Source organism: Shewanella maritima (assembly GCF_004295345.1).
Classification (GTDB): domain Bacteria; phylum Pseudomonadota; class Gammaproteobacteria; order Enterobacterales; family Shewanellaceae; genus Shewanella; species Shewanella maritima.
Genome location: NZ_CP036200.1, coordinates 2,227,501 through 2,241,240, shown reverse-complemented (window position 1 = coordinate 2,241,240; position 13,740 = coordinate 2,227,501). Strand labels below are relative to the sequence as shown.

Here is a 13,740-nt window from a genome sequence, read left to right as displayed (position 1 = left end):
GGTGGAGAATAAAGCGTGTCAGAAAGGTTATTTATCCGCTTAGGAAATACATCCGAACAAGCATGCTCGTGGTTGGTGTGGTCAGAGCAAGAACAAGAAATTATAGCATCGGGTGAATTACCTGATGCCCAAAGCTTGACCAGCTTAACTGAGCGCGCCGGCAACCGCCCGGTGGATGTCCTTGTACCTGCGGCTAGTATGATGCTGACTCAGGTAGCGCTACCCGAAAAAGGGCAGCGTCAGGCGATGAAAGCAATTCCATTTATGCTTGAGGATTCGCTGGCGAGTAATATCGACGATATGCATGTGGTTGTTGGCCCTCGCGATGGCGAAAACGTTAACGTGATTGCCGTTGCCCATGAGCAAATGCAGTCGTGGCTATCTTGGTTAATGGATGCTGGGCTAAAGGTCAAAAATATTGTACCGGATTGTTTGGCATTGCCACTTGCACAGTGCAAATGGGCAATGCTCGACTTTGGCAACGAATACCTAATTCGCACCGGTGAAGGTAGCGGCGTTAGCGTGCCAAAAGCTTGGTCGTCAATTGCGATGCCGCAGCTTGTTAGTGAACATACTGAAGATGATGAAGCTATCCGAGTGGCGAGCTATAGTGCTGATTTGGCTGTCGATGATGTCGCGCTTGAACCTCAGCCGCTGGATATGCCGATGTTGGTGCTAGCTAAAGGTATCTTATCTGCGCCGGTAAACCTATTAACCGACATGTACAAGCCAAAGCGCGAGTACAGCAAGCATTTGGTGTTATGGCGCAACTGCGCAATCGTATTTGCGGTTGTGGTGATACTGGCGCTGGTCAATAAAGGGCTCAGCATCAGTCAGTTAAATACACAAACTGAGCAGGTGCGTCAGCAAACTCAGCAAGTGTTTAAGCAAGCCGTTCCGGGTGTGAAACGCATTGTTAATGTGCGCTCGCAAATCGACACTCATTTACGTTCACTAAGTGGTCAAGGTGGCGGCGCTGAGTTCTTTGAAATGCTCAACAAGTTAAAGCCTGCGTTCAATGCTGTGCCAGATCTTAAACCTGACTCAATTCGCTTTGATGCCAATCGCGGTGAGTTACGGATGCAAATTACTGCTAAGAGTTATGGGCAAATTGATAAGTTCAAAGAGCAAGTAAGCCAGAACTTCCAAATGGAAGGCGGTGCAATGAACAACAATGAAGACAATGTGACCAGTACGATTACGCTGAGGAGCAAGTAGATGGAAAATTTACAAAACTGGTGGCGTGGTCTTGCTCAGCGCGAACAACAGTTAGTGGGAACTTGTGCGGTTTTCGCTATCATTGGCATCTTGTACTGGGGCATTTGGACACCCATTGCCAATGCGCAAGAGGAAGCTGAGCGTAATTTTGCTTCAGCAAATGCCACCCTTAATCATGTGAAGCAAACCGCCAGTAAAATTGCTGGTTTGCAGCAAACTGGTGGCAAGCCGAAAGCTAATGGCAGCTTAAGCTCAATCGTTAACAGCACTGCTGGCAAGTACAAGTTAGTGATCACTCGCATGCAGCCTCAGGGCGATAAAATCCAATTGTGGATGGATGATGTGCCGTTTGAAGCACTGCTGAATTACTTGTTTGACTTGGTTGAAAGTAAGGGATTAACCCTAGATAGCGTTGATTTAGCAGAATCAGATCAAGCTGGATTTGTTAAAGTTCGCCGTGTTCAGCTGTCGCGTTAGTACTTGGTTATTCAAGGCTAATGACAGTAAAGGTTATTGTTCGTTAAGGTCTTTTTGTGAAACTATTTTTTAAAATCTTATTAGCGCTGCTAATTTACGTCTTCTTTTTGGTGGCGTATGTACCTGCCAACTGGTTAGTGAGTATTGCGCCAGTACCACACAATATTAAGCTATCTGGTGTATCGGGCACCTTGTGGCAGGGTCAGGCAGATATGCTCAAGATTGACCGTCGCCAAATTGATCAAGTTAGCTGGCAGCTTAATCCTTGGAGTTTATTACTGGCTCAAGCCGATCTTGACGTGACCATAGGTACACGCGCCACACCCGTGAGCGGTAAAGCGAATGTGACTTTATCTATGTCTGGCATCAAGGCTGAGAATCTCCGTTTTGAAGCGCCAAGTAGCTTTTTGTTAGCAGGCGCTCGCTTACCATTTAGAACTAAGGTTCTGGGTGACTTATCTGTCATTGTGGAAAAGTTCGAGCAAGGCCAGCCTTGGTGTGAGCAATTAACCGGTAAGTTGTTTGTTAACGGCGTGGATGTGACCAATCAGTTTGGTGCATACCCGTTGGGCAATATGGCGTTTAATCTTGCTTGCGTTGATGGTCAGGTGCAGCTAAGCGCAGAGGACAAAGGTAATGATATCGGCCTTGCTGGTACTGTTACCTTGGTTGATCAAAAGCGCGTGCAGGTCGCCGCGAAAATCAAGCCAACACCGAATCAGCCTGAAGATTTAACTAAGGCGTTAGCCTTCTTAGGTAAACAAGATAGTCAGGGCTATTACCCAATTAATTATCAAGGCCGAATTCCTGGCATGTAATTCCTGACATGCAAGTGGCGAAATCGCTGCGAGAGTAATTTAAAAGCCCTTTGTGATAAGCGATCACAAAGGGCTTTTGTTTGACTTGTTCATGGTTAGTAACTGCTTACTCGTTTCTATTTCTTAACCTTATAACGTCTCAACCCATCAACTCGCTTTCTATGCATTTGCCAATGAGTTAACCAGTTGTTGGTAATCATCAATTTGTTTAAAGTACTCAAATGAGTGCGGTGCTTTGGTGCTATCTGGATTGGTCACACCTAGCTGATAACCGACACCAGCAAGCTTAGATGCCTTTAAAATGGTTTCGCTATCATCAATAAACAAACAGCGACTCGGGTCTAGGTCAAACTTGTTAAATCCATAGCGCCAAAACTCTGGGTGCTCTTTGGCAAATCCGCTTTCGTGACTTGAGAGCATGGCATCTAGTCCACCTGCTAAATCAGTGTATTCCAGTTTTAGAGCCAGGCTTTTAGGGTGAGCATTAGTAAATAAAATCCGCTTTTTACCCGCATTAGCCAGCGCGTTAAGTAGCGGCATTGTGTCATCACGCATGGCGATTTTATCTTTAGCCTGATGGTGCAGGGCAATAATGTCTAACTCGAGCTGTTGCTGCCAATAATCTAAACAATACCAGTTGAGCGTACCGGCAACCTGATTGTATGCATGTTTGACCAGTTGATGGCTCTGTTCGAGGTTAATATTACGCTGCAGGCTCAATTGCTCTGGCACCAAATGGAGCCAAAAATAATTGTCGAAGTGGAGGTCTAAAAGAGTACCGTCCATATCGAGTAATACTGCATCAATTTTTTGCCATGGAAACATACAAATACCGGTTGTAGATTGTGGTTAGCGTAGTAAGATTGTATCTATTAATTTGATACGCGTCACATAAGAGGCTTGAATGACACAGCGGCACCCTAAACCAGAAATCTTAGCTACTAAACTGGTTGCTCAAAGTCGCTTGTTTAAAGTCGAGCAGGTGGATCTTAAGTTCTCTAATGGCGAATTGCGCCAGTACGAGAGAATGAAAGGCAACAATAGTGGCGCGGTAATGGTTGTGCCAGTGCGCAATGGTCAGCTATTGCTTGCTCGTGAATATGCAGCCGGTACCGAGAATTATGAAATTGGTTTTCCTAAAGGTTTGATAGACCCTGGTGAAGACGCAGCCGAGGCGGCAAATCGCGAGCTACAAGAAGAGATTGGTTTTGCCAGTCGTAAACTGACGCACCTTAAGCAGTTATCACTAGCGCCGAGTTACTTTGCCAGCAAGATGCAGATATTTTTAGCTGAAGACTTATATGCCAGTGAGCTTGAGGGTGATGAGCCAGAGCCTATTGAAGTCGTAGAGTGGCCGCTTGCAGACTGGCAAGCATTGATTGCTAGCCCTGATTTTAGTGAGTCTCGCAGCGTGAGCGCTTTGTTTTTAGCGCAGCAGTTTTTAGCTCAACAGGGCTAAGCTTTACCAGATTTGGCTCTGCAAGATTTAGTCGGGCAGTCTCAAGACTCACTTACCTATACGTAAGAATATATGCCGCTTGGCACTGGCTGAACTAGACCTTAGCCATAATCAAGCGGTTTACCCAGTACTAGCCTAGAATTAGTAATATTAGATATTTAGAGTTAACCCATAGTCGTATTTTTCGCTGAGTTTCCAGTATATGGAGAAGTAATGAAGCCAGAAGACATCATTGAACAGGTCATCGATATTGCCACAAGCGCGGGTAAGGAAATCCGCGGGATCTATCAACAAGGTGATTTTGAGCGCGAAATTAAATCCGACAACACTCCAGTCACCTCAGCAGATCTCGCTGCCAACGACATTATATGTAGCAAACTAGCTGCGCTTACCCCAGATATCCCAATCTTAAGTGAAGAATCTGTCGATATTCCATTGAGTGAGCGTGAGCAATGGCAACGCTATTGGCTCGTCGACCCATTAGATGGCACAGGTGAATTTATTGCAGGCAGTGGTGACTTTTCGGTGATCATTGCACTCGTTGAGCACAATCGCCCAATCGTTGGTGTGGTTTATGCGCCAATGACAGAAGTTTGTTACTACGCTATTGCGGGTCTTGGTGCTTACAAGCGCGATACTAAAGGCGAAACCCGTATTCAGACTAACCAAGTAGATCAAGATAAACACGACCACTTGCGTATTGCAGTCAGTCGTCGTCAAGATCCACAGTCAGTACTAAAGCTATTCAATAATGCCAAGCATTGCCAGTTAGTGGTACTCGGCGGCGCCGCGCTTAAAAGCTGCCTAGTGGCAGAAGGCCGTGCAGACTGTTACGTACGTTTAGGGCCAACGGGTGAGTGGGATACAGGCGCTGCTCAAATTATTGTTGAGGAAGCTGGCGGCGCTATTATGGATCTCAACCTTCAGCCTTTGTCATACAATGAGCGTGACAGTCTAGAAAACCCTAATTTCATCGTAGTAGGCATGCCAAGTCTGCCCTGGGATGAATTACTTGTAGGCTAACTTGAACAGTTGCAAATAACAAAGCCGCTCAATGAGCGGCTTTGTTATTTCCGGAGCTTATTAAGCACTATTGCTTAGGCGTAACTGGCGACCAATAGCTTCCAGCTGCGCTGTTGCTCTGCGAGTCTAAGCTTAAGTGAGTCAACTTGCTGAGTAAGGTTTTGCACTGACAACTCATCGCGCTTGGCTTCCAGTAAGGTTTTCTTGGCGCGGTAGTACTCACTAATGTGTTGTTTCATTAGCTCATACTCAGCTTGTAGCTTATCGACAATCTCATCATAGTTTGCCAGATGCGCAACCTTGTTTTTGGTACGCAGCAACTGCATTTGTAATTTGGCTGCTTCAATGCGCTCTTGCGGTACTTTGCGTAAATCTTTTGCAAGGCCCACCCAGCTCATTGATTTAATTAACCACTTAGTTGGGTCGTAATCCCACCACTTAATCCCGTTGCGATAGTCATTCTCGAAGATGTGGTGGAAGTTGTGATAACCCTCACCATATGTCAACAAGGCAAGAAAAGCGTTATCGCGGGCTGTATTCTTGTCGGTGTACGGCTGTGAGCCCCAGATGTGTGCTAATGAGTTAATAAAGAAGGTGCAGTGATGCACGATAACCAAACGCAATAAGCCTGCCATGAGTAACATAGATAGAATGTCGCCGTTGAGCCAACCTAAGAATGCGGGGAGGCCAACGTTCATTAGAATGGCGAGCAGTAAGTAGTGCTTGTGTTGCCACATGACAATCTTATCGTTTTGTAGATCGCGCACGTTTTTGTAGTCGTGGTAACGGCTAGCCTGATATTCACGTAGCATCCAACCGATATGGCTATACCAAAAACCTTTCTTAGCTGAGTATGGGTCTTTATCGTTGTTATCAACGTGTTTGTGGTGAACCCTGTGATCGCTACTCCAGTGCAATGCGCTGTTTTGCAGGGCCAGCGCGCCGCCTAGTGCGAACATGAATCGCATTACAGGGTGTGCTTTATAAGCTTTGTGCGACCAAAGGCGGTGGTAGCCAGCTGTGATTGACAAGCCACTTGCGTAGGCTAAGGCAATCAGCGCAAATATCTCGATACCATCAAAACCGTGAGTGATTGCTCGCCAAGGGATCAGGGTAACAGTGGCAAGCAGGGTACTGGCAAACAAGATAACGTTAAGCCAGATAATGGGTGGTTTTTTCATTGTAATTATCCAAAACAACTAAGAAAATTAAGCGTACATGTGTAAGCTAATTTAGCTTGGAAGCAGTTAAGGGTCAAGTTGCTAAGGGCTGTGTTTTTGCTTTAAAAACGGTATCATCTGTGAATTAATCTTGACTAAATGGATCATCTAATGGGTGTTAGAGCTCAACAAAAAGAAAAAACCCGTCGTGCATTAGTCGATGCTGCGTTTAATCAATTGAGCGCCGAAAGAAGTTTTTCTAGCCTAAGCTTGCGTGAAGTTGCCCGTGAAGCGGGGATTGCGCCAACCTCTTTTTATCGCCACTTTAAAGACATGAATGAGCTTGGCTTAACCATGGTTGACGAAGGTGGATTGACCCTAAGACAGATGATGCGTAAAGGTCGCCAGCGAGCTGAAGCAGGCGGTAGTGTTATCCGTATTTCTGTCGATACCTTTATGGAAGTGCTTGAGTCTAACCCTAACGTATTTCGTATTTTATTGCATGAGCGCTCTGGCACATCGGCGGCGTTTCGCGCAGCGGTTGAACGTGAGATTGAACATTTTATTTCAGAGCTAACCCACTATACCGTTGCTACTGCTAATCGCACGGAGGAGTTAGCTCGCGCGCAGGCAGAGGCCTTGGTGACTTTGGTATTTAATGCCGGAGCGAGTGCGTTAGATTTAAAGCGTGCTGAACGTAAGCGTTTGGCTGACCAATTAGTGATGCAGCTAAGAATTGTGGCAACTGGCGCAGATGCACTGCAAAGCAAGCTGGAAAGTCGCGCTGATAGTTAATCTCTATTGCAGCACGGTATTGCTGTGTGTGGGATAGACCATATAAATGATAAAGGCACCTCATGGTGCCTTTATTGATCTTGTGGTGTTAGCACTGGTTGCTAGTAGAACCAAGCCAATGCGCTATTTATTTGCCAGCACTAACTCTTCCCTCTAACACTATTCCTTACGCGCTAGCGCTATTATTTTCGCTCTAGCAGTACGCCCGATTCCATGTGGTGGGTATATGGGAATTGGTCGAACAGCGCAAAGCGGCTGATTTTATGGGTAGTGCTCAATACCTTGAGGTTGTCTTTTAACGTCTCTGGATTACAAGAGATATAAAGAATACGGTCGTAGTTTTGCATTAATGCCAGAGTATCGTCATCAATACCTGCGCGTGGCGGGTCAACAAAGATAGTATTGCAGTTATAGCTGTCTAAATCGATACCTTCTAAGCGTCTGAATTTGCGTTTTTTAGCCATGGCATCGCTAAAATCTTCTGCAGACATACGAATGATTTGCAGATTGTCGACATTATTCTCGGCAATGTTGTACTGGGCAGCATCAACCGACGGTTTGGCTAGTTCAGTTGCCAGTACGCGATCGAAATTCTTAGCTAAAGCAATAGAGAAGTTACCGTTACCGCAATACAGTTCAAGCAAATCGCCTGTGCTGTTATTAGTGACATCAATAGCCCACTCCAGCATTTTCACTGAAACTTTAGCATTTGGCTGAGTAAAGCTGTTCTCAATTTGCTTGTACTTTAATGTTTGACCGTCAACTTCAAGTGACTCAACCACGTAGTCTTTATCTAAATCGATTTTTTGCTTTCGCGCGCGGCCGATAAAGTTAACATTAAAGCGCTCAGACAAACGCTGCTTCATTTGCTCAGCTTGTTCACGCCAAGCATCATCTAGTTGTCGGTGATACAGCAGGCTCACTAAAATCTCACCGCTCAGTGTCGATAAAAAGTCTACCTGGAACAGTTTCCATCGTAAGTCACGATTTGGACGAAGTTCTTCCATTAATGCGGTCATCATGTCATTAATAAGCTTGCCCGCTGGTAGGTATTGCTCAGTACGCACTTTCTCGTTAAGTGCTTTGTCGAACATATAGTAGTAAAGATCTTCACCATCGTGCCAAACACGAAACTCGGCGCGCATACGGTAGTTAGCAGGTTCAGATGCAAATACTTCTAGCGCTGGTGGCGTGAATTCAGCAAAAGATTCGCTAAGCTCGCTTTGCTTTTGTTCAAGCTGAGCTTGGTAGTTTTGGGGATCCATGGCTGCTAAATTCATTTTGTGTCACCTAAGGCTGTAAAATAAGGGCGCAAATATTATACTACACACCGCTGATGTCCAGTGGCATTAAGCTATCTTAGTAAATTCATATAAAAAGGTGTGGTAAGCACCTATTCTTGGAGTAACGCTTGTCTGGTCCCATTCTCGTATTTGATTCAGGTATTGGTGGTCTGTCAGTGCTAGAGCATATACATAAGCAGTTGCCCAATCACAGCATTCATTACCTGTTTGACAATGCTCGTCTGCCTTATGGCGATCTTGCTGAACAAGCACTTATTACTGGCTGCGTGAAACTGGTTACTGAGCAGGTTACAAAGATGGGGGCGCAGGTGGTGGTTATCGCCTGTAATACAGCAAGCACACTCGTATTGCCTGCTTTAAGGGCTGTGTTGTCTATTCCTGTGGTTGGAGTAGTGCCTGCAATTAAACCGGCAGCCTTGCAGTCAAAGACTAAGCACATCGCGCTACTTGCGACACCGGGAACAGTATCGCGACCTTATACTCAGGCGCTTATCAATGATTTTGCCGCCAATTGTCAGGTAAGCTTGCTCGGTACGTCAGAGTTAGTGCTGATGGCAGAAGACAAGCTCAGTGGCAAGAGTGTTGATTTAGCGAGGTTGCAGCAAATTATCAGCCCGCTTGATAACCCGAATATTGATACCTTGGTATTAGGTTGTACGCACTTTCCGCTATTAAAAACTGAAATTACCCAAGCATTCAGTCACTCAATTAGTCTTCTAGACTCAGGTGCAGCAATTGCAGCTCGGGTTGATTCTTTAGTTGCGGATGCAGGGGTAAACGATGCCACTATATCTTGCGCTTATACCCAGCAAATTTCTAAGTCGTTGTATCAGGCAATGGTTAATAGAGGCTTTGACCACTTTAGTTTGTTGAACTAAGAGATTATCGCAGCTGGTAGTGAAGGTGCGCTAATAAGATAGGGATAAGGCTGAAGGATAAAATTTTAGGGAAAGATTTAATAGAAAGAATAAATAATAAAAGTCGGCAATGATAAATAACCACTGCCGACTCAAAATCGATTACTCAGCTTCGCGGTCTTAGCTTCGTTTTCTTGAGATTTAGCCTCACGTACCTTCAATGTACGTTCCTGGAAGTTGTAGTCGTTTAGTTTAGTCATCGCTTTCTTAGCACCAGCTTCTGACATTTCCACGAAACCAAATCCTTTACGACGTCCGGTCTTGCGATCGCGTACCAGGCGCACTGAATTAACAGGACCATACTCGCCAAATAAGGTTTTGACTTCACCTTCGTGTACACGGTAAGGAAGGTTGCCAACATAAAGTGTCATGGTTGGGCCATTATATGGCTCGTCTGCACGGTTGACTGTTGGGGTGGCAAAGATAGTAAAGATAAGAGTCGCTACAATAACGCCAACTAAGTAGCTAACGAACGGGGCAAGGTCAGTTGCAAATTGAGAAAACACAAATGCACCAGCGAGTGCTGCAACCAAAACCATAATCAATGATTTCTGCATAAAATTGTCTCGAATGAATATGAATTGATAAAATACTGTTAAAAACGCTTACATATTAATGAATAATGACTAGCTTAACCACCAATTTCATCTTAAGTCGATGAAAAAATAAGCGTAACTCAATACTGCAAGCAGTGCTTTCAATGAAATTCTCACTAAAACTGCCCTAAAAGCGGCGAAATCAATTAAAAATGCAGCGATCTGAACAAAAGATCGACGCTTGAATAAAAAGATCCAAATCCCCCCTTGCGCGCCAATCAAAACCCCCTATAATGCGCACCCACTGACACGGCGCAGCAGCAAACATTAAGCGATAAGCTTAGTAAGCGCAGCTAGCCTGACAGCTTGGTTTGAGCGGTAACTAACCACTTAAATCAAGGGCGAAAAGAAAGTTTGAAAAAACGCTTGACGCTCACAAGGGAATGCGTAAAATACGCAGCCCTGACCACTTAAACGGTCAACGCTCTTTAACAATTTATCAAGTAATCTGTGTGGACATTCACAGAGCTTTAAATTCGACAGATTCACTTTCGAGTGAGTCACAAAATTTAAAACTCATTGATGTTCATACGACACAAGTTAATTTGAATTGATGATTCAATTTAAATTGACGCATGACAGTAGAATTCATTGAGTCGAACGAAAGTTCGTAAAAACTTTTAATTGAAGAGTTTGATCATGGCTCAGATTGAACGCTGGCGGCAGGCCTAACACATGCAAGTCGAGCGGAAACGAGTTATCTGAACCTTCGGGGAACGATAACGGCGTCGAGCGGCGGACGGGTGAGTAATGCCTAGGGATCTGCCCAGTCGAGGGGGATAACAGTTGGAAACGACTGCTAATACCGCATACGCCCTACGGGGGAAAGGAGGGGACCTTCGGGCCTTTCGCGATTGGATGAACCTAGGTGGGATTAGCTAGTTGGTGAGGTAATGGCTCACCAAGGCAACGATCCCTAGCTGTTCTGAGAGGATGATCAGCCACACTGGGACTGAGACACGGCCCAGACTCCTACGGGAGGCAGCAGTGGGGAATATTGCACAATGGGGGAAACCCTGATGCAGCCATGCCGCGTGTGTGAAGAAGGCCCTAGGGTTGTAAAGCACTTTCAGCGAGGAGGAAAGGTTAGTGGTTAATACCCGCTAGCTGTGACGTTACTCGCAGAAGAAGGACCGGCTAACTCCGTGCCAGCAGCCGCGGTAATACGGAGGGTCCGAGCGTTAATCGGAATTACTGGGCGTAAAGCGTACGCAGGCGGTTCGTTAAGCCAGATGTGAAAGCCCCGGGCTCAACCTGGGAATTGCATTTGGAACTGGCGAACTAGAGTCTTGTAGAGGGAGGTAGAATTTCAGGTGTAGCGGTGAAATGCGTAGAGATCTGAAGGAATACCGGTGGCGAAGGCGGCCTCCTGGACAAAGACTGACGCTCATGTACGAAAGCGTGGGGAGCAAACGGGATTAGATACCCCGGTAGTCCACGCCGTAAACGATGTCTACTCGGAGTTTGGTGTCTTGAACACTGGGCTCTCAAGCTAACGCATTAAGTAGACCGCCTGGGGAGTACGGCCGCAAGGTTAAAACTCAAATGAATTGACGGGGGCCCGCACAAGCGGTGGAGCATGTGGTTTAATTCGATGCAACGCGAAGAACCTTACCTACTCTTGACATCCAGAGAACTTTCCAGAGATGGATTGGTGCCTTCGGGAACTCTGAGACAGGTGCTGCATGGCTGTCGTCAGCTCGTGTTGTGAAATGTTGGGTTAAGTCCCGCAACGAGCGCAACCCTTATCCTTATTTGCCAGCACTTCGGGTGGGAACTTTAGGGAGACTGCCGGTGATAAACCGGAGGAAGGTGGGGACGACGTCAAGTCATCATGGCCCTTACGAGTAGGGCTACACACGTGCTACAATGGCGTATACAGAGGGTTGCGAGACCGCGAGGTGGAGCTAATCTCAGAAAGTACGTCGTAGTCCGGATTGGAGTCTGCAACTCGACTCCATGAAGTCGGAATCGCTAGTAATCGTAGATCAGAATGCTACGGTGAATACGTTCCCGGGCCTTGTACACACCGCCCGTCACACCATGGGAGTGGGCTGCAAAAGAAGTGGGTAGTTTAACCTTCGGGAGAACGCTCACCACTTTGTGGTTCATGACTGGGGTGAAGTCGTAACAAGGTAGCCCTAGGGGAACCTGGGGCTGGATCACCTCCTTATCGACACGAATTTAGACTTTGTTGAGTGTTCACACAGATTACTTGATTAATAGTAAGAGATTTATACGCAATCGTTTAGGCGTAGTTAATTTGCTCTAGAACAAGGCGCTTGAAGAGCGAGGGAGGACGTGTAGTACACTACACGACGACCGAGCGATGAAAAGCAACGCAGTAATAGAGTAAAGAAACAAGCATAAATGGGTCTGTAGCTCAGCTGGTTAGAGCGCACCCCTGATAAGGGTGAGGTCGGTGGTTCAAGTCCACTCTGACCCACCAAAATCTTCGCTACTCTGCGCTGGTTGATAACTCGTTTAGCAGGCTAAACGTCGTCATCACCCGCCTTGATTAGCTTGATTTGGTTTTAGCGTATAAACAAACTGCATGTAAATGGGGCTATAGCTCAGCTGGGAGAGCGCCTGCCTTGCACGCAGGAGGTCTGCGGTTCGATCCCGCATAGCTCCACCACTTACATCTGACAGTACTTACTAGTTTGGTTAGAGAGGCCAAAGATAAAGCAATTTATCTTTGGCTTTTTTAAGCCCGCTCTTTAACAATTTGGAAAGCTGATAGTATTTTTATGTGAAAACATAAAATGCGAAATAATTGAGTTCTCAAAACACTATTTAAGTGTCTTGAATATTCTAAAACTAAGGCGATACACATGAATGAGTTTACTCATTGATGTGATTTATCAAATAAACCAGCTAGTCACCTATGTGGCTTGAATGACTTACATTAGTAAGACTCATTTGGGTTGTATGGTTAAGTGACTAAGCGTATACGGTGGATGCCTTGGCAGTCAGAGGCGATGAAGGACGTAGTAACTTGCGAAAAGCGTTGGCGAGCTAGTAACAAGCATTTGAGTCAACGATGTCCGAATGGGGAAACCCAATTGCATAAGCAATTATCCTAACGTGAATACATAGCGTTAGGAGGCAAACCCGGGGAACTGAAACATCTAAGTACCCGGAGGAAAAGAAATCAACCGAGATTCCCCTAGTAGCGGCGAGCGAACGGGGATTAGCCCTTAAGTCATTGGGGTGTTAGTGGAATGTGTTGGAAAGCACAGCGGCACAGGGTGATAGCCCCGTACATGAAAACTAACCAGTGATGAAATCGAGTAAGGCGGGACACGTGACATCCTGTCTGAATATGGGGGACCATCCTCCAAGGCTAAATACTCCTGACTGACCGATAGTGAACCAGTACCGTGAGGGAAAGGCGAAAAGAACCCCTGTGAGGGGAGTGAAATAGAACCTGAAACCGTATACGTACAAGCAGTGGGAGCGGTTCTTGAGACCGTGACTGCGTACCTTTTGTATAATGGGTCAGCGACTTACATTTTGTAGCGAGGTTAAGCGAATAGCGGAGCCGTAGGGAAACCGAGTGTTAACTGCGCGTTTAGTTGCAAGGTGTAGACCCGAAACCCGGTGATCTAGCCATGGGCAGGTTGAAGGTTGAGTAACATCAACTGGAGGACCGAACACACGTATGTTGAAAAATGCGGTGATGACTTGTGGCTGGGGGTGAAAGGCCAATCAAACCGGGAGATATCTGGTTCTCCTCGAAAGCTATTTAGGTAGCGCCTCGCACGAATACCATTGGGGGTAGAGCACTGTTAAGGCTAGGGGGTCATCCCGACTTACCAACCCTTTGCAAACTCCGAATACCAATGAGTACTATGCGGGAGACAGACGGCGGGTGCTAACGTCCGTCGTCAAAAGGGAAACAACCCAGACCGTCAGCTAAGGTCCCAAAGTGTATGTTAAGTGGGAAACGATGTGGGAAGGCTTAGACAGC

11 protein-coding genes, 2 tRNA genes and 2 rRNA genes (1 of these 15 only partly in view) are annotated in these 13,740 nt (G+C 46.1%); 11 read left to right on the top strand and 4 right to left on the bottom strand.

Translation table 11 applies throughout. The features are described 5' to 3' along the window. Positions 1-15: 15 nt before the first annotated feature. The 3 genes from gspL to EXU30_RS09520 are packed head-to-tail and all read left to right on the top strand — an operon-like array spanning position 16 to position 2,513. Positions 16-1,218, top strand: coding sequence for a type II secretion system protein GspL (gene gspL, locus EXU30_RS09530; RefSeq protein WP_130599507.1), 1,203 nt, complete (start codon positions 16-18; stop codon positions 1,216-1,218). Beyond that, positions 1,219-1,695 (top strand): type II secretion system protein M, encoded by a 477-nt coding sequence (locus tag EXU30_RS09525; RefSeq protein ID WP_130599505.1) that lies wholly within the window; start codon positions 1,219-1,221, stop codon positions 1,693-1,695. It begins immediately after the preceding gene. Positions 1,696-1,751: 56 nt separating this feature from the next. Further along, positions 1,752-2,513 carry a type II secretion system protein N gene (locus tag EXU30_RS09520; RefSeq protein WP_130599503.1) on the top strand — a complete coding sequence of 254 codons (762 nt, stop codon included), beginning with the start codon at positions 1,752-1,754 and terminating at the stop codon, positions 2,511-2,513. Between the two features lie 159 nt (positions 2,514-2,672). On the opposite strand, the gene yrfG is transcribed toward EXU30_RS09520, so the two are convergent. Then, a complete protein-coding gene (gene yrfG, locus EXU30_RS09515) occupies positions 2,673-3,338 on the bottom strand; it encodes a GMP/IMP nucleotidase (RefSeq protein WP_130599501.1) in 666 nt (221 codons plus the stop codon). Between the two features lie 79 nt (positions 3,339-3,417). Between yrfG and nudE the strand changes: the two genes are divergently transcribed. Continuing rightward, positions 3,418-3,972 carry an ADP compounds hydrolase NudE gene (nudE, locus tag EXU30_RS09510; RefSeq protein WP_130599499.1) on the top strand — a complete coding sequence of 185 codons (555 nt, stop codon included), beginning with the start codon at positions 3,418-3,420 and terminating at the stop codon, positions 3,970-3,972. Between the two features lie 213 nt (positions 3,973-4,185). Further along, the gene (gene cysQ / locus EXU30_RS09505; protein ID WP_130599497.1) at positions 4,186-4,995 is read left to right on the top strand and encodes a 3'(2'),5'-bisphosphate nucleotidase CysQ; all 810 of its coding nucleotides are present in this window, start codon (positions 4,186-4,188) and stop codon (positions 4,993-4,995) included. A gap of 74 nt (positions 4,996-5,069) precedes the next feature. On the opposite strand, the gene EXU30_RS09500 is transcribed toward cysQ, so the two are convergent. Next, complete coding sequence (locus EXU30_RS09500; RefSeq protein WP_130599495.1) at positions 5,070-6,176, bottom strand: fatty acid desaturase; 1,107 nt, start codon at positions 6,174-6,176, stop codon at positions 5,070-5,072. 150 nt (positions 6,177-6,326) lie between these two features. On the opposite strand from EXU30_RS09500, the gene fabR reads away from it, so the two are divergent. After that, complete coding sequence (gene fabR / locus EXU30_RS09495) at positions 6,327-6,950, top strand: HTH-type transcriptional repressor FabR (protein WP_130599493.1); 624 nt, start codon at positions 6,327-6,329, stop codon at positions 6,948-6,950. 182 nt (positions 6,951-7,132) lie between these two features. Here fabR and trmA read toward each other — a convergent pair whose 3' ends face one another. After that, the gene (gene trmA, locus EXU30_RS09490; protein ID WP_130599491.1) at positions 7,133-8,230 is read right to left on the bottom strand and encodes a tRNA (uridine(54)-C5)-methyltransferase TrmA; all 1,098 of its coding nucleotides are present in this window, start codon (positions 8,228-8,230) and stop codon (positions 7,133-7,135) included. Between the two features lie 131 nt (positions 8,231-8,361). Between trmA and murI the strand changes: the two genes are divergently transcribed. Next, positions 8,362-9,132: a glutamate racemase gene (gene murI, locus EXU30_RS09485; RefSeq protein WP_130599489.1), complete on the top strand. Its 771-nt coding sequence runs from the start codon at positions 8,362-8,364 to the stop codon at positions 9,130-9,132. Between the two features lie 131 nt (positions 9,133-9,263). On the opposite strand, the gene EXU30_RS09480 is transcribed toward murI, so the two are convergent. Beyond that, complete coding sequence (locus EXU30_RS09480; RefSeq protein WP_130599487.1) at positions 9,264-9,728, bottom strand: RNA recognition motif domain-containing protein; 465 nt, start codon at positions 9,726-9,728, stop codon at positions 9,264-9,266. Between the two features lie 660 nt (positions 9,729-10,388). Between EXU30_RS09480 and EXU30_RS09475 the strand changes: the two genes are divergently transcribed. The 4 genes from EXU30_RS09475 to EXU30_RS09460 form a co-directional block, all read left to right on the top strand. After that, positions 10,389-11,940, top strand: a 16S ribosomal RNA gene (locus EXU30_RS09475). 199 nt (positions 11,941-12,139) lie between these two features. Next, positions 12,140-12,216, top strand: a tRNA-Ile gene (locus tag EXU30_RS09470). A gap of 113 nt (positions 12,217-12,329) precedes the next feature. Then, positions 12,330-12,405: transfer RNA gene (locus EXU30_RS09465), tRNA-Ala, on the top strand. A 295-nt stretch (positions 12,406-12,700) separates the two neighbouring features. Next, positions 12,701-13,740, top strand: a 23S ribosomal RNA gene (locus tag EXU30_RS09460) (it continues 1,847 nt past the right edge of the window). The 16S and 23S rRNA genes sit together here with 2 tRNA genes alongside, the layout of an rRNA operon.

Bases quoted from the DNA above. Each gene is read 5' to 3' on its own strand.
- EXU30_RS09525 (WP_130599505.1), top strand. From the start codon at position 1,219: ATGGAAAATTTACAAAACTGGTGGCGTGGTCTTGCTCAGCGCGAACAA.
- yrfG (WP_130599501.1), bottom strand. From the start codon at position 3,338: ATGTTTCCATGGCAAAAAATTGATGCAGTATTACTCGATATGGACGGT.
- nudE (WP_130599499.1), top strand. From the start codon at position 3,418: ATGACACAGCGGCACCCTAAACCAGAAATCTTAGCTACTAAACTGGTT.
- cysQ (WP_130599497.1), top strand. From the start codon at position 4,186: ATGAAGCCAGAAGACATCATTGAACAGGTCATCGATATTGCCACAAGC.
- EXU30_RS09500 (WP_130599495.1), bottom strand. From the start codon at position 6,176: ATGAAAAAACCACCCATTATCTGGCTTAACGTTATCTTGTTTGCCAGT.
- fabR (WP_130599493.1), top strand. From the start codon at position 6,327: ATGGGTGTTAGAGCTCAACAAAAAGAAAAAACCCGTCGTGCATTAGTC.
- trmA (WP_130599491.1), bottom strand. From the start codon at position 8,230: ATGAATTTAGCAGCCATGGATCCCCAAAACTACCAAGCTCAGCTTGAA.
- EXU30_RS09480 (WP_130599487.1), bottom strand. From the start codon at position 9,728: ATGCAGAAATCATTGATTATGGTTTTGGTTGCAGCACTCGCTGGTGCA.